This is a genomic window from Corynebacterium sp. (assembly GCF_043426755.1).
In the GTDB taxonomy this organism is placed as follows: Bacteria; Actinomycetota; Actinomycetes; order Mycobacteriales; family Mycobacteriaceae; genus Corynebacterium.
Map to the genome: position 1 here is coordinate 33,371 of NZ_JBHWRP010000071.1, position 17,410 is coordinate 50,780.

At 59.1% G+C, this 17,410-nt stretch carries 15 protein-coding genes; 3 read left to right on the forward strand and 12 right to left on the reverse strand.

Annotation, left to right across the window (positions count from 1 at the left end; translation table 11 throughout):
* Positions 1-33: 33 nt before the first annotated feature.
* From ACHFGA_RS06990 to gndA, 6 genes are all read right to left on the reverse strand, one after another.
* Positions 34-1,407 carry a vWA domain-containing protein gene (locus ACHFGA_RS06990; protein WP_394281686.1) on the reverse strand — a complete coding sequence of 458 codons (1,374 nt, stop codon included), beginning with the start codon at positions 1,405-1,407 and terminating at the stop codon, positions 34-36.
* Positions 1,408-1,451: 44 nt separating this feature from the next.
* Complete coding sequence (locus ACHFGA_RS06995) at positions 1,452-2,300, reverse strand: 3-methyladenine DNA glycosylase (protein ID WP_394281687.1); 849 nt, start codon at positions 2,298-2,300, stop codon at positions 1,452-1,454.
* Position 2,301: 1 nt separating this feature from the next.
* A complete protein-coding gene (locus tag ACHFGA_RS07000) occupies positions 2,302-3,354 on the reverse strand; it encodes a hemolysin family protein (RefSeq protein WP_394281688.1) in 1,053 nt (350 codons plus the stop codon).
* Positions 3,354-4,733 carry a hemolysin family protein gene (locus tag ACHFGA_RS07005; protein ID WP_394281689.1) on the reverse strand — a complete coding sequence of 460 codons (1,380 nt, stop codon included), beginning with the start codon at positions 4,731-4,733 and terminating at the stop codon, positions 3,354-3,356. The genes ACHFGA_RS07000 and ACHFGA_RS07005 overlap by 1 nt, the downstream gene beginning before the upstream one ends.
* Positions 4,734-4,758: 25 nt before the next feature.
* Complete coding sequence (locus ACHFGA_RS07010; protein ID WP_394281690.1) at positions 4,759-6,099, reverse strand: DEAD/DEAH box helicase; 1,341 nt, start codon at positions 6,097-6,099, stop codon at positions 4,759-4,761.
* Between the two features lie 161 nt (positions 6,100-6,260).
* Positions 6,261-7,721 carry an NADP-dependent phosphogluconate dehydrogenase gene (gndA, locus tag ACHFGA_RS07015; RefSeq protein WP_394281691.1) on the reverse strand — a complete coding sequence of 487 codons (1,461 nt, stop codon included), beginning with the start codon at positions 7,719-7,721 and terminating at the stop codon, positions 6,261-6,263.
* A gap of 91 nt (positions 7,722-7,812) precedes the next feature.
* Between gndA and ACHFGA_RS07020 the strand changes: the two genes are divergently transcribed.
* The gene (locus ACHFGA_RS07020) at positions 7,813-8,256 is read left to right on the forward strand and encodes a PaaI family thioesterase (RefSeq protein ID WP_394281692.1); all 444 of its coding nucleotides are present in this window, start codon (positions 7,813-7,815) and stop codon (positions 8,254-8,256) included.
* Here ACHFGA_RS07020 and corA read toward each other — a convergent pair.
* Positions 8,253-9,326, reverse strand: a complete 1,074-nt coding sequence (gene corA / locus ACHFGA_RS07025) for a magnesium/cobalt transporter CorA (RefSeq protein WP_394281693.1) — start codon at positions 9,324-9,326, stop codon at positions 8,253-8,255. The genes ACHFGA_RS07020 and corA overlap by 4 nt on opposite strands.
* A gap of 65 nt (positions 9,327-9,391) precedes the next feature.
* On the opposite strand from corA, the gene ACHFGA_RS07030 reads away from it, so the two are divergent.
* The gene (locus ACHFGA_RS07030; RefSeq protein ID WP_394281694.1) at positions 9,392-9,994 is read left to right on the forward strand and encodes a class I SAM-dependent DNA methyltransferase; all 603 of its coding nucleotides are present in this window, start codon (positions 9,392-9,394) and stop codon (positions 9,992-9,994) included.
* A gap of 11 nt (positions 9,995-10,005) precedes the next feature.
* Here the strand turns inward: ACHFGA_RS07030 and pflA are convergent, their stop codons facing one another.
* From pflA to ACHFGA_RS07050, 4 genes are all read right to left on the reverse strand, one after another.
* Positions 10,006-10,809 carry a pyruvate formate-lyase-activating protein gene (gene pflA, locus ACHFGA_RS07035; RefSeq protein ID WP_394281702.1) on the reverse strand — a complete coding sequence of 268 codons (804 nt, stop codon included), beginning with the start codon at positions 10,807-10,809 and terminating at the stop codon, positions 10,006-10,008.
* Between the two features lie 110 nt (positions 10,810-10,919).
* On the reverse strand, positions 10,920-11,171 hold the full coding sequence (gene grcA2, locus ACHFGA_RS07040; protein ID WP_394281695.1) for an autonomous glycyl radical cofactor GrcA2: 252 nt from the start codon (positions 11,169-11,171) through the stop codon (positions 10,920-10,922).
* A gap of 38 nt (positions 11,172-11,209) precedes the next feature.
* Positions 11,210-13,306: a pyruvate formate lyase family protein gene (locus tag ACHFGA_RS07045; RefSeq protein ID WP_394281696.1), complete on the reverse strand. Its 2,097-nt coding sequence runs from the start codon at positions 13,304-13,306 to the stop codon at positions 11,210-11,212.
* Positions 13,307-13,549: 243 nt separating this feature from the next.
* Entirely contained in the window at positions 13,550-14,956 is a 1,407-nt protein-coding gene (locus tag ACHFGA_RS07050; RefSeq protein ID WP_394281697.1) for an NAD(P)/FAD-dependent oxidoreductase, read from the reverse strand.
* A 177-nt stretch (positions 14,957-15,133) separates the two neighbouring features.
* Between ACHFGA_RS07050 and ACHFGA_RS07055 the strand changes: the two genes are divergently transcribed.
* Positions 15,134-16,450 carry a class I SAM-dependent methyltransferase gene (locus ACHFGA_RS07055; RefSeq protein ID WP_394281698.1) on the forward strand — a complete coding sequence of 439 codons (1,317 nt, stop codon included), beginning with the start codon at positions 15,134-15,136 and terminating at the stop codon, positions 16,448-16,450.
* A 177-nt stretch (positions 16,451-16,627) separates the two neighbouring features.
* Here ACHFGA_RS07055 and ACHFGA_RS07060 read toward each other — a convergent pair whose 3' ends face one another.
* Complete coding sequence (locus tag ACHFGA_RS07060) at positions 16,628-17,323, reverse strand: YceI family protein (protein ID WP_394281703.1); 696 nt, start codon at positions 17,321-17,323, stop codon at positions 16,628-16,630.
* Positions 17,324-17,410 lie beyond the last annotated feature (87 nt).

Consider the following 17,410-nt stretch of genomic DNA (forward strand, 5'->3'; position numbering starts at 1 on the left):
CTGTGGCTACGGGGTTTAGTTGTCTTTAGTCCACTAGTTCACTTCAGCGGCGGCCTGGACTGCGGCTGGGATGTCGCCAGCCGCATCCACGGTGGTGGCGCTCGTGGCTAGGTTTGCCAGCGCATCATCGGAGGCGGCATCGCCTACATGAATCACTGAGAGGCTCACCCCTTGAGCCAAGAGAGGCTCGAGTACGGCGGTATAGGCTTCATCATCGCCGGCATCAGTTGACCCGGCGGTCACTACGACGATGCGGACGTTTTCGTCGAAGTCAGCTACCGCGTCGACTGCGGCTTGCACCGCTTCGCGCGCATTCGACTGACCACCATTACCCAGCCGAGCCGCGCTTCGCCCCACAGCATCCTTCTCGGAGGTGAACTGCACATTGGAGCGCCAGCTCTTCGTCACACCGGGATTCAGTGGTGAAGAGAAGTTCCATAGCGCAACCTCATGACCCTCATCGATCACAGCGTTGGCGGCCTCGCCGACCGCCTCGCGCGCGGTGTCCGCGTAGGGGCCCATCGCTAGTGAGGTGTCGAGGAGGAAGAGCGTGTCGATCGTCTCTCCGGCGGCACTAGTTGCACCTGACTCAGTGCTCTCGCTCGGCGACCCCGCGGAAGAACCTCCCGCGACGCTGGCCGCGGCCGACCACACGGCAGGATCTACTTCGACGGCCTGCTGCCCACCTTCGAAGGCCTCGGCGGAGAATTCAGCGAAGTCGGAGCCTGCCCGTGCTTGGTCTTCGTTGACCACATCGTTGGCAGCTAAGGGGATTGCGGAGTACATGACCTGCGCATCATCCAGCGCGGCGAAGTTCTCACCGGAACTGGATTCGGCTGCCGCCCGGTAGGCCCCGCCGGGCGATTCCAGCGCGGTGCGCGCCTGTTCTGACGAGTCCGTCAGTACCGTCGCGATTGTTGCGGCGACTGCGGCATCGGGGGTCGCAGAGTAGTCCACGTCGGCAGCAGCCACGGCGGCAGGGTTCTGGATCGCCGAATCAGCAGTCAGGCCTACAGGCTCGGCGGCTACGGCCGTGCGCTCCGAGGTCGAGGCCGTGCGGGAGGCATCCTCAAGCGCCTGATCGGTCAGCGGCGAATCAGGGGCAACGACAACCGCAGCCTCCGCGATATCGTCGACAAGCTCCGGCTGGATGCAATAATCGCGCACCACTGGCTGCGACTCGGCATACTTATCGACGATCGGGCGCGCGACCTCCTGATTCACCGCGGCGATCGGCAGGGTGAGATCCCCGGAGACACAATCCGGCTGCGCGTTGGTGTCGGCGGTGTCATCACGGACGAAGAAGAACCATATCGCAAGCGCGATAATCGCAATGATCGCGACCAACGTTACGATGGCGCCTTTCGACAGGCTGTAGTTATTCTCACCGCTGCTGTGACGACCCACAATGCCTCCTCAAGCAAGAAACTGCGCTATTACCTGCATCTTACCTAGTCAAGCATTTTATCGAGCACAGCGACAAGCTGAGTTCGCAGATCTTTCCCACGCCGCGCTAGTTCGCGCTGTCTACGCACGTACTCCGCCTTGCCTGCGGCCGTCTCAATGGCCACCACGCCCCACCCAAGCTCAGCGCAATCATAAGGCGAGGCCTCCATGTCTAGGCGACGTGCCGCCACCGCCAGCTCAAAACAATCCAGTAGCAACTCTCCAGGGCATGTGGGACCCAATTTGAACGCCCACTTATATAAATCCATCGTTGCGTGCACGCAACCGGCCTGCTCATGGCGGGTGCGTTCGTCGGAATGCAACACAGTCAGGTTGAGCGGCTGGGCGGGTTCGGTGAAGAAGCGGTACGCGTCATAGTGCGTACAGCGCAGGGTGTGCGTATCGACGACCGCGTTAGTCCTTTCCGCACCCAGACGCAGCGGGAGACTGTGCCGCGGGGATCCGTGATAGACCATCGCCCACTCGTGCAGTCCGAAGCAATCAAACTGTGCCGGCCGCGAGGCGGTAGCCATGAGCAACTCATGGATCTGTCCAAAGGCGTGGCCTCGGCGCGCCAGCAAATTGTCGCGATCCACTCGCACGGTCGATCCTTCTATAACGTAGTCACGCCAACCAGCATGTTCGCTGTCGACGGCATCGCAAAGATCGACTCCAATCCCAGGGTGCCACTTATACAGGTGGCTTGCCCGCATGCGGTAGTAATCGAACAGGAAATCAATTCCCGCATGCTCTTCGCCCCTGCGGCGGCGCGAGAGGTAGGGCTCCACCCAAGTGGCGGCGCGGGCGAGGTGATCGTCGTTAAGCGCGCGCCACTGCTTACGTGCAAGCTGCATGCTACTGGTCTTCGTGCGTCCAGTCCGAGACCGTGCCGACGTACTCCTCGATGAGGTCTTCCAAAGCGATCAGCCCGACCAGTTCGCCCTTGACGCGGACCTGGCCCATGTGCGCACTGCGGCGGTGCATGGCGGTTAACGCCTCATCGAGGGCCCCGGTGCCATCGATGACGGTCAGAGGGCGAATGCGGTCATAGGGGATCATGGTGTCGTCCGCGCCCTCCTCCAGGAGGTCGAGGACGTCCTTGACGTGCAGGTAGCCCAGCAAAGCATTGGATTGCCCGGAAATAGGGTAGCGGGAGTAGCCGGTTTCTTGCACGCCGGTGATCACATCGCTGAGCGCTACACCACGCGAACGGTAGGGGATGGTGTACACGTCGTCGATGGGGATCATGACGTCCCGAAGACTGAGCTGATCATTTTGCAGCGCCTTCGCCAGGCGCTCGGTCTCCTCGGCGTCGAGCAGGCCTTCTTGACTGGACTCCTGGATCATCGTTGCCAACTGGACTTCGTCGACAGCGGAGTCCAGCTCATCCTTTTGTTCCACGCCCACAGCGCGCAGGGTGATGCGGGCGACCCAGTTCAAAAACTCGATGATGGGGCGGGTGAGCTTCACCCACACGTCCATGGCTGGTGTCAGCCACATCGCCAGCGATTCCGGGCCGGCGATCGCAATATTCTTCGGGATCATCTCACCGAACAAAATATGCAGGTAGGTGATGAACGCCAAGGCGATCACGAAGGAGATCGGGTGCAGGAGATTATCCGGAATGCCCAGCGCAACCATGGGCGCTTCAAGGAAGTGGGCAACGGCAGGCTCGGCGACCTTACCCAGCACCAGCGAACAAATCGTGATGCCGAACTGCGCGCCGGCAAGGTAAATAGACAGGTGCTCGGTGGCGTTCTCCACGCGGCGAGCCGCCGGCTTGCCCTGGGCGACCAGTGCTTCGAGGCGGTCTCGTCGAGAAGAAATCAGCGCGAACTCTGCGGCCACGAAAAACGCGTTGGCCAGCAGCAGCGCAACGATCAGAATAACGGTGGTCCAAACTCCCATTACTTATACTCCTCCGCGGCCTCGTTGCTGATCGGTGTCAAGATTGCGCGGTCGACGCGGCGATCATCCATCACTGTGACGCGCGCGATCCACCGTCCGGTAATGCCGGATTCAAATTCCTCCATCGCATCGTTTTCGGTCTGGGGCAGCAAGACCACATCGCCGACCTCAGGCACGGCACCCTTGGCGGCCATGATGAGCCCGCCAAGCGTTTCGTAGGGTCCATCGGCGGCGGTATAGCCGATCTTGTCCGGTAGCTCGTCGAGACGCACCAGCCCCGCCACCTCCCAGGAGGCGCCGAAGCGCTGGAAGTCGCGTTCTGATTCGACGTCATCGTATTCGTCGTAGACCTCGCCCAGAATCTCCTCGACGAGATCCTCGATGGTCACCAGGCCCTGGGTGCCGCCGTACTCATCGGCGACTAAGACCACCTGCGAGCCCGCGGAACGCACCTTGTCCAGCACGGAGTCTCCGTCGAGGGTGCCCGGTACGAACGGCACGGGCTTCGCCAGGGTCTCCAGGCGCGTCGTGGCGCGCTCAGACTTGGGAACAGAGAAAGCGTCCTTGATGTGCACCACCCCGACTGTTTCATCGAGGTCGCCGCGGCGCACAGGGAAGCGTGAGTGCCCGGTTTCGCGGGCTAGGGCGATGAGATCGTCGACATTGTCATCAGCGTCCAGGGAGTTAATCGTCGAACGCGGCGTCATCACCTCGTCGGCAGTAGTCTCGCCGAAGCGCAGCGAACGATCCAGCATGGCGGCCGTCGACGCGTCCAACCCGCCGGCTTCGGCAGAGTTGCGCACCAATGCACCCAGCTCGTGGGCGGTGCGTGCCGACGCAGGCTCATCCGAAGGCTCAAAGCCAAGCTTGCGCACGAAGAAGTTCGCGGACTTATTCATCGCTTGGATGAACCACTTGAAAATGGTGTTGAACCAGTGCACCGGCGGGACAACGAACCGCGCCACGGTCAGAGGATCGGTGATCGCCCAGTTCTTCGGCACAAGCTCGCCGAACACCATCGACAGGAAGGTCGCCACGATCAAGGCGAGCACGAGGGCCACGGCGCTTGACGCCGATTCGCTCAGGCCAATCAGTTCCAGCAGGGGAGTGAAGTACTGGGCCAACACTGGCTCTGCAAGAAAACCCGTGGCCAACGTAGTCACGGTGATTCCTAGCTGCGCGCCTGACAGAACGAAAGAGAGGTTCTGGTAATCGCGCTGGACTGCTTTCGCCCGACGGTCGCCCTTTTCCTTAACGTGATTGTTAATGGTGGAGCGTTCCATGCCGGTGAGCGCGAACTCAATGGCGACGAACATACCTGTCGAGGCCGTGAGCAGCACGAAACCGATCAACGAGATAATCGATATGACTATGTCCATTAGTTGTTCGACGCCACATCAGGGTTTAGGTCGAGCGTCCATTCTTCCTTGGTTTCCGTCGCCCGGATCTCGAGCGTCCGATATTCCTGCCACGGTTCGACCCCGATCCACCGCGTTGGGAACGATTCTGGTTGCGTTGAGTGCGGCCAGCATCGTTACCCTTTTTCGGGTGTGTCGCCTGCCCGGGAGGGGGAAGCGGAGACCCTTCGGGTTTCCGCGCTGAGGTAATTCTAACTAACTCCTCTGAGTCTGGGGTGACCCGGACCGCCTTTGCCTCAACACCGGCCTTCTTCAGCAGGGCTGCGACTTCTTTTTCCTGGTCATCCATGACCAGAGTGACGACAGTTCCGCTGGTTCCGGCACGAGCGGTGCGCCCCGCGCGGTGCAGGTAAGCCTTATGTTCCGCAGGCGGGTCGAGGTGGACGACGAGCGAGACATCGTCAATATCAATCCCGCGCGCAGCAATGTCGGTGGCGACGAGAACCGGGGTGCTGCCATTAGCGAACCCCTCAAGCGCGCGGGTCCGGGCACCTTGGCCCTTGTCGCCGTGGATGCCATCGGCGTGGATGCCCACCCGGCGCAGCTTCTTCACCTGGCGGTCCACACCGTGTTTGGTGCGCATGAACATGATCGTCTTGCCCTCACGCGCCGCGATCCGTAATGCGATCTCGTTGCGTTGCTCCCGACTACCGACGAGCAGCCGGTAGTGATCCATCGTGTCCACAGACGCTTCAACGGGGGCCGTGGAGTGGGTGACGGGGTTGTGCATATAACGCTGCACGAGCTTATCGACATCCCCATCAAGCGTTGCCGAAAACAGCAGCCGCTGCCCATCCTTCGGGGTGCGGTCTAGCAACTTGCGCACCTGGGGGAGAAAACCCATGTCGGCCATCTGGTCCGCCTCGTCGATCGCGGTGATCTCCACCTGGTCGAAGAACAGTTTCTTCTGATTGATCAGGTCTTCGGCGCGCCCGGGCGTTGCGACGAGCACATCGACCGGTGCGGCCAGCGCGCGAATGTGGTGGTTGATATTGACGCCACCCACGATGTCGAGCATCCGCATGCCCAAGGCTGCTGCCGGCTCGTCGAGTCGCTCGCGTACCTGGCTAGCAAGTTCGCGGGTAGGGGTAAGGATCAGCCCACGTGGATGCCCCGGGCGCGAGGGGGAACCGGTGAGGCGGGCCAGCATCGGCAGCCCGAAGGTGAAGGTCTTGCCGGAGCCGGTGGGCCCGCGGCCGAGAACGTCCTTACCGGCGAGAGCGTTGGGGATCGCCGCCTCTTGAATGGGAAATGGTTCAGTGATTCCTTGCTTGTCCAACACGTTCACAATTTCACGTGGCAAGCCAAGGTCGGCGAAAGTAGTCATTGTGGCGAGTGTAGCCGGAAGAACCCACCCACCGTTAATGCACTGGCCTGTCTCTGGGCCGTGTCCGGGCAGGCGCCAAAAGGTCTAACGCGGGCAGATTCCCGACATTCTATGGAACATCAGGAACCTGCCCGCGCTAGAGTGCAGGGCGCTATTTAGCCTTACTCGATGGTGGTCTCGGAACGATCACCAGACCACTCGGTGTGGAAGGTGCCTTCCTTGTCGATGCGCTTGTAGGTGTGCGCACCGAAGAAGTCACGCTGGCCCTGGACGATCGCTGCTGGCAGGCGCTCGGAGCGCAGCGAGTCGTAGTAAGCCAACGAGGAGGTGAACACTGGTGCTGGCAGGCCCAGGCGGGTGGCGTAGACCACCACGTTGCGCCAGGAATCCATCAGGCCCTCAAGCTCACCGTTGAAGTATGGGTCGAGCAGGAGCGATGCCAGCTCAGGGTTCTTGTCATAAGCTTCCTTGATGCGCTCCAGGAAGACTGCGCGGATGATGCAGCCGTTGCGCCAGATCATGGCCATGTCGCCAGGGTTGATTCCCCAGTTGTACTCGTCGGAGCCAGCCTTGATCTCGTCGAAGCCCTGTGCGTAAGCAACGAGCTTGGAAGCGTAGAGAGCCTTGCGGACCTCCTCGACAAAGTCATCCTTGGAGATACCCAGATCATCGAAGGACTTCAGCGCACCGGTCGGCAAGTTGCCCTGCGCTGCCTTGCGCTGGTCCAGAGAGGAGCTCAGAGCACGTGCGAACACGGCCTCACCGATGCCAGTGGTGGGGATGCCCAGGTCCAGGGCTTCCTTGACGGTCCAGCGGCCGGTGCCCTTTTGGCCGGCGGCATCGAGGATGACGTCGACAAGCGGCTTGCCGGTCTCCGCGTCCACCTGACGCAGGACCTCCACGGTGATCTCAATCAGGTAGGAGTTCAGGTCGCCCTTGTTCCACTCAGCGAAAATGTCAGCGATCTCGGCTGGCTCAAAACCAGCGCCGTAGCGCAGCAGCTGGTAGGCCTCGCCGATCACCTGCATGTCTGCGTACTCGATGCCATTGTGGACCATCTTCACGAAGTGGCCAGCGCCATCGGGGCCGACGTGCGTGACGCATGGGGTGCCATCGTCGGCACGCGCTGCGATCTGCTCCAGCAGGGGACCAAGAGTCTCCCAGGATTCCTTCGGGCCACCAGGCATGATCGATGGGCCCTTCAGCGCGCCCTCTTCGCCACCGGAGATGCCGGCGCCAACGAAGTGGCGGTTGCGCTCTGCCATTTCCTTCTCGCGACGGATGGTGTCATTGAACAGTGCGTTGCCGCCGTCGATGATGATGTCGCCGTCGTCCATCGCGTCTGCCAGCTGGTTGATCACCGCGTCGGTAGCCCTACCCGCCTGGACCATGATGATGGCCTTACGTGGCTTCTCCAGCGAGTTCACGAACTCTTCGATGGTCTCGCTGGCGACGAAATCGCCGGTCTCGCCGAATTCATTCATGAAGTCTTCGGTCTTGGAGTAGGTGCGGTTGTAGACTGCAGTCTTAATATCGCGGGACGCGAAATTTCGTGCAAGGTTGGAGCCCATGACTGCAAGGCCCACAACGCCGATCTGTGCAAGGTTATTATCTGTGGTCATAGTCTCAACCATACTCGTGAGTGAGATGCTTTTCAGCAAGAATTCCCTAAACGTACTACCTTTTCCCATTTGGGGGTAGAAAGAGCGAACAATGATGTACGAAACTCTTATCAACGCGGGGCAGCGCGCGCTTAACGACGAAGAGCTGGCCGAAGTCAACGCCCAACGTCCAGTCTTCGACACCTTCATCGGCACGACATTTACCTCTATTGGGTGCGATGGCGTCAATGCAATAACGGAGGTCACCGAGAACGTGCTCCAACCAGCTGGCCTGGTCAACGGGGGAGTGCTCGCCGCCATCGCCGAGTCTGTCGGGTCAGTCGCGGGTGTGAAAGCAGCGCTGGCACCCGTGGTCGGCATGAACAACTCAACGGACTTTCTCCGCGGGGTCAAAGGCGGCACCATCGAGACACAGGCGCGCCCCGTCCACCTCGGCAAGACCACTCAGCTGTGGCGCATCGAAATGCGCAACAACGGGAGACTCGCCGCGGTGAGCCAACTGCGCACGATGGTCCTGCGTGAGAAAACTAGCTAGATCCAGTCATTGCGCTTGAACCACCACAGCATCAACAACACCACTGCCAGCATGAGCAAAAGCGCGAAAGGGTAGCCAAAGTCCCAGCCCAGCTCCGGCATGTCCTCAAAGTTCATACCGTACACACCCGCGATGAGGGTAGGCCCGGCGACCATACCGACCACGGCCGAAATAGTGCGCATATCCTTATTCTGCTGAAGGGTCACCTTCGCCACCGAGGCATCAAGCAGGGAGGACAGGCGCTCGTCGAAACCCGTGACCTGGTCCGTCACGCTCAAAACGTTATCCTGCACATCGCGGAAGTAGCTCCGCAATGGCTTCGACAGGAGATCTTTGTTCGCGCTCAGACCCGTCCGCAAGGCAGGCCCGAGCGGGCGGACGGCATGACGCATCTCGAGGATCTCTCGCTTATACATGTAGATCTTGTCGATATTGATCTTCTTCTGAGGCGTAAACACCTCATTCTCCACCTCATCGACGTCCTCCGAAAGCTCCTGCGTAATCCGCGCATAGCCCTCGACGATGGCATCGGCGATCTTCCACGCCACCGCACCCGGTCCCAGCGCCGCCGTTTCCGGTTCACGGTCGAGCTCATCAGCAACCTCGGGCAAAGCGGCATTGTGGCGCACCGTGATGATGAAATCGGGGCCCACGAGCATCTGCACCTCACCGGTTGAAATGATTTGGCGCGTATCGACGACCTCCTCATCGTCTGTGTACTTCACCGAGTGGACAACGAAAAACAGTTGATCGTCGTAACGCTCCACCTTCGGCCGCTGATGCGCAGTCACAGCATCCTCGACGATCAACTCGTGAATCCCGAACGCCTCCGCCACCTTAGACATTTGTTCATCACTGGGCTCATGCAACGCCAGCCACACAAAGCCATTGTCATGCTCGCGAGCTTTCTCCACCGCGGAATCGATCTGGTAGTCGCCGGCCAAGCGCAAACCATCGTGAAAAACTCGGCAATGATCGATCGCACGTTCAACAGGCACAGAAAAACGCGATCGAGGATCACCCGTAGGTTCACTGGGCCTCAACATTCGTCGCGGTAACCGAGGTGGCATGCCAAGACCTTTCCGTCAAAGGGTTAAGACAAAGGGCTAGTTTACGCTTCCCTATACTGGGCTCCATGCCTACCTGGAAAGAAGTCACCGCAGCCAACCCCGACCATTCTGAAAACTACGCTCGGCGTTGGCAAAACATGATCGATGCTGGCGACGATATCGATGGCGAAGCCCGTCTTGTCGATGCTATTGCACCACAGCGTGGATCGCGCATTCTCGATGCCGGCTGTGGCCAAGGTCGCCTCGGTGGCCGTTTGGCAGCGCTTGGGCACGAAGTAGTTGGCACGGATATCGACGAGATCTTAATCGACCACGCAAAGCGCCAATTTCCTGGCGCCACGTGGTACGTCGGCGACTTGGGGACGGACCCAATCCCCGAAAGCGGCTTCGACATTGCCGTATCCGCTGGAAATGTGATGGGCTTTCTTGCCCCAGAGGGGCGCGAGCCAGCCCTTCAGCACATCTATGACTCGCTGACCGGTGGCGGCCGCTTCGTCGTCGGCTTTGGCGCGGGTAGGGGATGGGCGTTCACTGATTTCCTCGATACCGCAGCGCAGGTCGGCTTCACCCAGGATTATGTGTTCGAATCATGGGACTTGAAACCTTTTGCCAAGGACTCTCATTTCCTTGTAGCGCTGCTGACGAAACCAGCTACGTTGAATTTTTAATCATTGGCCTTTTAGAACGTGGTGAGGCCACGGCTGCGGAAAATTTCGCGCGTGGCCTCCACGGACTCTGGGGTGGGCGGATCCACGTCCCCCAGCTCATAATCGAGGCCCAAGTTCTCCCACTTGTCGGCGCCCATGTTGTGGAAGGGGAGGACCTCTACACGCTCGACGCTATCTTTCCAACGCGCTGCGATGTCTGCGACGTTTTCCACATTCGCCGGATCGTCGGTCAGGCCTGGGACGAGGACGAAACGCACCCACACCTTCTTGCCTAAGGCATGAAGCCGATCACCAAAATCGATAGTAGGCTGCAGCTGCCTCCCGCCGGTGACCTTGGAGTACGTGTCCTCGTCGCCGGACTTGAGGTCCAACAGAACGAGGTCGATATTGCCTAAATCTTCGTCGGATAAGCGCGAGCCTAAGAAGCCGGAGGTGTCGATCGCCGTGTGCACACCCGCCTCATGCACCTCTTCGAGGAGCCGGCGGGTGAACGCGATTTGAAAGAGAGGTTCGCCGCCGGAAATCGTGAGACCACCGCCGGAGGCATTGAAGACGGGACGGTACCTCAGGACGCGCTTCACGACGGCAGACACCTGCTCAAGGGTGCCTTCCTTCATCCCCATGGTGTCTGGGTTGTGGCAATACAAGCAGCGGAGAGGGCAGCCCGACATGAAGATAGTCATCCTCGTGCCGGGACCGTCGACCGCGGTGACAAGCTCCCACGAGTGAACTAAGCCAACGTCGCCGGTGCGGCGTGCCTCCATGAGTTCGACGCGCGTGAAATCGTCAGCCGTGTCGTAGGGGGTGGCCCCCAACCCGGAAGCGACACCACGGACTTTCTCACCCTCCTCTGGAGTAAGAGTGACGACGCCGGTTATACCGTCATGAGCGGTTGTAGACACGGTGGGGAGCTGCCCTGCTTTCTTTACTTGCCTTGGTGAAAGGTACGCGAGATTACGTCGCGCTGCTGTTCCTTCGTGAGCTTGACGAAGTTCACGGCGTAGCCGGATACACGGACGGTAAGGTTGGGGTAGTTTTCCGGGTTTTCCATTGCATCTTCCAGGGTGGTTTCGTCGAGGACGTTGATATTTGCGTGGAAGAGGCCGGACTCCATGTTGTTTGCTTCACGGTTAGCTTTCATGGATGCGAAGCGTTCGTCGAAAGTTTTGGTAGTCATTGTGGGTTCTCCTTTGGTTGTGAATTAGGTGGTATGGGTTATGCGGTGGGTTCCGGGTCCATGATGAACCCGGCGTCGAGGACACCAACCAGGTTGGTGATTTGTTCGTCCTTCGTGCGGCCCAAGCCCGACGGGGTGATTGTGTTTGTCAGCGAGATGCCGTCCAAAGCGTCGTTGTAGTCAAGCTTGCCCACTGAGAGCATGGATGCGACCATGCCGTGGTTGTCGGCGCCGTTTTCTGGGTTAGCACCTGGTGCGAATGGCGTGCCGGCGCGGTGACCGGACGGGAAGTTCCCGGTAGCCTTGCCGTACACCACGTTCGAAGTAATGGTGAGTACCGACTGGGTGGGGATCGCGTCCCGGTACATCGGGATGGCCTTAATCTTTTCCATCACGGTGTGCACGATGGTCGCAGCAATGTCGTCGGCACGATCGTCGTCATTGCCGTAGAACGGGAAGTCACCTTCCGTGCGGTAATCAACGACCAAACCCGTCTCATCACGAACGGAGTAGACCTTGGCGTGCTTGATTGCCGACAGCGAGTCCGCCACGATCGACAATCCTGCGATACCACATCCCATGGTGCGGATGATGTCCGAATCATGCAGGGCCATCTCCATGGACTCATAGGCATACTTGTCGTGGCAGTAGTGGATGATATTGAGTGCTTCCACGTACGTACCGACGACCCAGTCCAGCATGAGCTCGTACTTTTCCCAGACCTCATCGAAGTCCAGCGGGCCGTCGCCCTCGATGGGGGTGTGGCCCTTTGTCACCTGCTTGCCGGTCATCTCATCGCGGCCACCGTTGATCGCGTACAGCAGCGACTTGGCGGCGTTAACGCGCGCGCCGAAGAACTGCATCTGCTTGCCCACCTTCATCGGGGAGACGCAGCAAGCGATGGCGGCATCATCGCCCCATTGATCACGGATCTGTTTGTCGGACTCGTACTGGATCGAAGAGGTTTCAATCGAAATCGCCGAGCAGAATTCTTTATAACCATCCGGAAGCTGCGGGTCCCAGAAGATCGTGATGTTTGGTTCTGGTGCTGGGCCTAAGTTCCGGAGGGTCTGCAGGAGACGGAACGCCGTCTTCGTCACTTGGTGGCGACCGTCCTCAGAAAAACCACCATCGGACCAAGTGGCCCAGTAAGGATCACCGGAGAAGATCTGGTCATAATCCTCAGTCCGCAGGAAACGGACAATGCGTAGCTTGATCACCAAAGCATCGATGATTTCCTGGGCGTCTTCCTCCGTGATGGTGCCATTGGCGAGGTCACGTTCGAAGTAGACATCGAAGAATGGGGAGAGGCGGCCGAAACTCATGGCGGCGCCGTCCTGGCTCTTCACAGAGGCAAGGTAGCCAAAGTACGTCCACTGCACGGCTTCCTGGGCACTGGTGGCTGGGCCGGAGATGTCGAAGCCATATGCCTCTGCCATGGCCTTAAGTTTCTTCAGCGCCTTGATCTGCTCGGAGTGTTCCTCGCGGTATCGGGCCCAATCTTCAGAGAATGGTTGATCAACTGCTCGATCTTTCGCAGCGACTTTGTCGTCGATAAGCGCGTCGACACCGTAGAGCGCAACACGACGGTAATCGCCGATGATGCGACCGCGACCATAGGCATCCGGGAGGCCCGTAATGATGTGCGAGGAGCGGGCTGCACGGATACGCGGAGTGTAGATATCGAAGACGGCATCGTTGTGCGTCTTCCGATACTTCGTGAAGACTTCCTCGACGTCCGGATTAACTTCTTCGCCGGCTTCGAGGATGGCCTGCTTGACCATGCGCCACCCGCCGTTGGGCATCATTGCACGCTTGAGTGGCTCATCCGTCTGCAAGCCGACGATGATGTCATCATCTTCTGAAATATATCCCGGGCCGAAAGCATCGACATCCGCGGGCGTATCGGTATCCACGGCGTACACGCGGCGCTCGCGCTCAATGGAAAGGTAGTTCTTCTCTAGGTGGTCCCACGTGCGCAGGGTCTTTTCGGTTGGCCCAGAAAGGAAAGACGCGTCCCCGTCATAAGGGGTGTAGTTGCGCTGGATGAAATCGCGCACGTTAATGCTGTCTGTCCACGGGCCTTCTTCAAAGCCTTCCCATGCGGTATGGCTTGATGTGGTGACTGTAGTCACAGGCGGTGCCTTTCAGTAGATTTTCGCTAAAACCATTCTGGAGTTCACGCTACCCAAGTCCCATACAATCAGCCTCTCGCTGTTTAAAGCGTGGACCCCACTACGCACCCCATTATATAGGTGATATTTAAATAACACAGTATTGCTTTAGTTATTAGAGGTCAGAATAGTGCGAAAAAGCCCGATCCCCCTCAAACAGGGGAGACCGGGCTATACCGCTAATTGCGTGAAGTGAAAGCGCGTCTATTTGTCGCCGAGCTTTGTGGTGTCACGAACCTCTGGCAACTCCTTGGCATCGTTGCCTTTTGACTGCTTGAGCTTGCTTAGGCCGGTGCGGCCGTGCATCTGCTGCGACGTCGTCGCCAGGTTATACCGACGTGGCGACAGGGCGTTGAGGCCCCACGTAATCATGGAAACGAAACGGTTGCGGAAGCCCACCAGGAACATCACGTGAACAACCAGCCACATGATCCAGCCGATGAAGCCAGTCACTTCCACCTTGCCCATCTTCACGACGGCGGAGAAGCGGGACACGATCGCCATGGAGCCCTTGTCGAAGTACTCGAAAGGCTCGCGCTCGCGTGGGTCCTGATCCTCCTCGACGAAAGCCTTAATGGATTGCGCGGCATACTCGCCGGTCTGGATGGCCACCTGGGCCACGCCGGGCAAGTTATCCAGGCTCATCATGTCACCAACCACGTAGATGTTGTTGGTTTCGCCAACCAGCACCTGCGGGGTGACAGCGACGCGACCTGCGCGATCGACCTCAGCGTCGGTCTGATCCGCAATCATCTTGCCCAGCGGCGATGCCTGCACGCCAGCGGACCAAATCTTCGTGCCCGACTCGATCGTGATTTCCTCGTCAGTCTTGGTATCGCGGAAGGTGACAGTATCCGCATCGAGGTCAGTCACCATCGCGTTCAAGCGGACAGTCACTCCGAGCTTCTCAAGCTGACGCTGCGCGTTGCGGCCCAAGCGCTTGCCAAATGGAGGCAGAACCTGGGGAGCACCGTCGAGCAGGATGATCTTCGCTTGGCTTGGTTCGAAGCTATCGTAATCGTTCTTGAAGGAACGGTTCGCCATCTCGGCGATCTGGCCTGCAATCTCAACGCCGGTCGGGCCGGCACCGACGATCACGAATGTGAGCAGTCGCTCGACCTCAGCTGGGTCTTGAGCTACCTCGGCACGTTCAAAAGCCGTCATGATGCGCGCACGCAATTCAAGCGCGTTGTCCACCGTCTTCAGGCCTGGTGCGTGTTGAGCAAAGTGGTCGTTGCCGAAATAAGATTGGCCGGCGCCAGCTGCGACGATGAGTGAATCATACTCAAAGCTGCGCTCATACTGGCCCGAATTAATGGAGACAACCTGGTCTTCAACGTTAATGTCAACAACATCACCCTTGATCACACGCGCGTTTTGCTGCTGTGACAAGATCTGGCGGGTAGAGACGGCGATTTCACCAGAAGACAGAATGCCGGTAGCTACCTGGTAGAGCAGCGGTTGGAACAGGTGGTGGTTGGTGCGATCGATCAAGGTGACGTCGACATCGGCGTCTGCCAATTCCTTCGCCGCAAAAATGCCACCGAAACCGGATCCGATAATGACGACGTGGTGGCGATTTCCCGGTGGGCGAGTGGGTGTGTGCGACACAGATAAAACTCCTTGTACAACAGTGTGTTCCGCGATGTATGAAAAATTCGTCTTCATTCTACGGGCGATTTCCCGATTCAGCTGAAGACGGTCATCTGCGATGATACGCTCCTCCATCGCAAGTGATGTCGACGCGCCTTACGAAGAATACCGCCCGTACTGGTTAAGGTGAAAAGCGTGACCGAAACACCCCACACCCAAAGCATCGACGCCGCCGCATGGCCCAGCGTCGCGCACATACCTGATGGTTGGGGGATTCACCTGCGCGCTCGCAGGTCAGAGGCAGCGTTCGCGCGCGCCTGTGCTTCCGCAGATCTCACGTTGGTGCCTAACGACGAACAACCCACACCAGACCTCGTCGTTAAGCACGAAGCTCTCTTCTCACGTATCGCAGCGCACGGATGGGTGGGCCTTGCGGAGGGATATTTGGCCGGGGAATGGACTACCGAGACGACGGACACGCTTGTCGACGTTCTCGCCGCACTCTTGGCCGCCGATTATCGCCCCAAGACAGCACATGTTGATCCGGGAAGTGATTATCAGGGTGGGGAAGTGCCCCCTGAGCTCACCGAACGGTTTTCCGGTGATGGGATGAGCGCATTTGCCGGGCGTTTCGCTACGGGCGTGCCGACGACGGAGCGCATTAGTATGCCGTCTCACGTTCGTGGGGCGGGTCGCGGCAATGAACCGGCAACGCATTTCGTCGACATCACAGAGATCAGTGAACCGCTAGACATCCAACGAGGAGACCTGGGGGATGCGCAGCGACGTGCAGCCGCGGAGCTTCTTGACGCTGTGGGCGCCGGCGCGGGGACCCATATTCTTGAGTACCCGTCGGCTGGGGGCGCTATCGCCATTGAGGCTGCGCGACGCAATACCACCGTAGACGCCGTCACCGCAGATCCGGACATGTTTGATGCGCTGGATGAGCGCCTGACGTTTGCCGGTGTTGCTGACGCAGTTCATACCGAACTGATCGAACCGCCCATCTTCGCGCCAGGGCGTTGGCATGGACGTTACGACGCTGTGGTCAGTGTGGAGAAACTCGAGACCATACCAGAGAATCAGCGCGGAAAATTCATTTCAGCGGTGGACAAGCTGGTCGCACCGGGTGGAAAGGCTGCGCTGCAGACTGTCACGGCGACTGAGCGTTTTTCGCCCGCGGCTGGTGCTGCAGTGGAATCTTTGCGGGCGTTCATTTGGCCGGGGTTGAGTTATCCGCAGCCCGACGAGGTGCACAAGCTTGTCGACCGAAATTCCGGTCTGCGCGTGATCGGTCAGGTGCACGCGCCAGGACATTTAATGCTGTCGCTAAAACTGCAACGAGAGACATTCGTTAGCCAGCTGCGCGAGGCCGCCGCGGACGGTTTCGATGCGGTGTACCGCCGCCTGTGGCTGTGGCAGTTGGCGCTGCGTGAGGCGATGGCACGGGAGGGGATGCTGGACGTGACTCAATTTACTTTGACGCACCGGCATCGGCGCGGGCTGCGTTAGCGAATGGCAGTAGTGCAGGGTCCGAAAATCTAGTTGACATAATGTACATTATCGGACAGTTATTAAAGTTAGGCGCCCTGGGTGGATCTTCTGGAAAAAGCCCCGCGACCCCTATTAACGTAACAGTGACTTAAATGAGTGACCCTCCACTATATCTGCGGAGGGCCACTTTTCGGCCTATTCCGCCCGAATCAGGTTCAGGCGCACATTCACTTCGCCTTCTTCAGCGATCTTCGCTGCAACGAACTCAGGCGACTCCACACCGTAGTCCAAGCGGTTGATCGGGATGTCACCCGCGACGACAAGATTGTTCCCATCGCGCGCGACATCAAACATCTGCGTGATCGAATTCGTCTGGCCGTGAATCGTCATGTCGCCGGTCAGTTCCACCTGGCCCACGGAGCCGTCTTCCGGCAGCCCGGAAAGATCTGCGGGCTCGGTGACCTTAAAGGTTGCTACCGGGAATGTATCGGTGTGCAAGATCTTCATCCGGACATTTACGTCACGGTTGTCCCGGTCCGTGACGATATTGCCCATGCCGACCTCAATCTCTCCTTCGCTCAGGGTTTCATTCTCGATCACCACGCCACCGGAGACGTCCTGGGTCGAGCCGGATGTGCTTGTCCGCTCGCCCGGCAGGACCTCGTCGAAAGTAAACCCAGTTGAGGTCGAGTTGTGCCCAGCCCGTGTGGTCACGGTCCACTCGCCATTGACATCGGTCACCGCAGGCTGGACCTGCTGTTCGTTGATGCCTTCGGTTTTGACACCTCCGCCCATCGCCAAGGTATAGACCACGGGGCCAATGGCGACGGCAGCCAGGCCCAAGATGATGACAAGCGCTACCGCCAAGACTACCTTCGTGGTCGCGGTCATTTTCTGCACGTTTTCTACCTCAGTTTCTCGATTTGTTTCGCCATGGACACCAACTCGTCACACAGGTGTTGAATCTCCCCGTGGGAA

Excerpts from the sequence above, each read along its gene's own strand:
- ACHFGA_RS06995 (WP_394281687.1), bottom strand. The coding sequence starts at position 2,300 with ATGCAGCTTGCACGTAAGCAGTGGCGCGCGCTTAACGACGATCACCTC.
- ACHFGA_RS07000 (WP_394281688.1), bottom strand. The coding sequence starts at position 3,354 with ATGGGAGTTTGGACCACCGTTATTCTGATCGTTGCGCTGCTGCTGGCC.
- ACHFGA_RS07005 (WP_394281689.1), bottom strand. The coding sequence starts at position 4,733 with ATGGACATAGTCATATCGATTATCTCGTTGATCGGTTTCGTGCTGCTC.
- ACHFGA_RS07010 (WP_394281690.1), bottom strand. The coding sequence starts at position 6,099 with ATGACTACTTTCGCCGACCTTGGCTTGCCACGTGAAATTGTGAACGTG.
- gndA (WP_394281691.1), bottom strand. The coding sequence starts at position 7,721 with ATGACCACAGATAATAACCTTGCACAGATCGGCGTTGTGGGCCTTGCA.
- ACHFGA_RS07020 (WP_394281692.1), top strand. The coding sequence starts at position 7,813 with ATGATGTACGAAACTCTTATCAACGCGGGGCAGCGCGCGCTTAACGAC.
- corA (WP_394281693.1), bottom strand. The coding sequence starts at position 9,326 with ATGCCACCTCGGTTACCGCGACGAATGTTGAGGCCCAGTGAACCTACG.
- ACHFGA_RS07030 (WP_394281694.1), top strand. The coding sequence starts at position 9,392 with ATGCCTACCTGGAAAGAAGTCACCGCAGCCAACCCCGACCATTCTGAA.
- grcA2 (WP_394281695.1), bottom strand. The coding sequence starts at position 11,171 with ATGACTACCAAAACTTTCGACGAACGCTTCGCATCCATGAAAGCTAAC.
- ACHFGA_RS07060 (WP_394281703.1), bottom strand. The coding sequence starts at position 17,323 with ATGACCGCGACCACGAAGGTAGTCTTGGCGGTAGCGCTTGTCATCATC.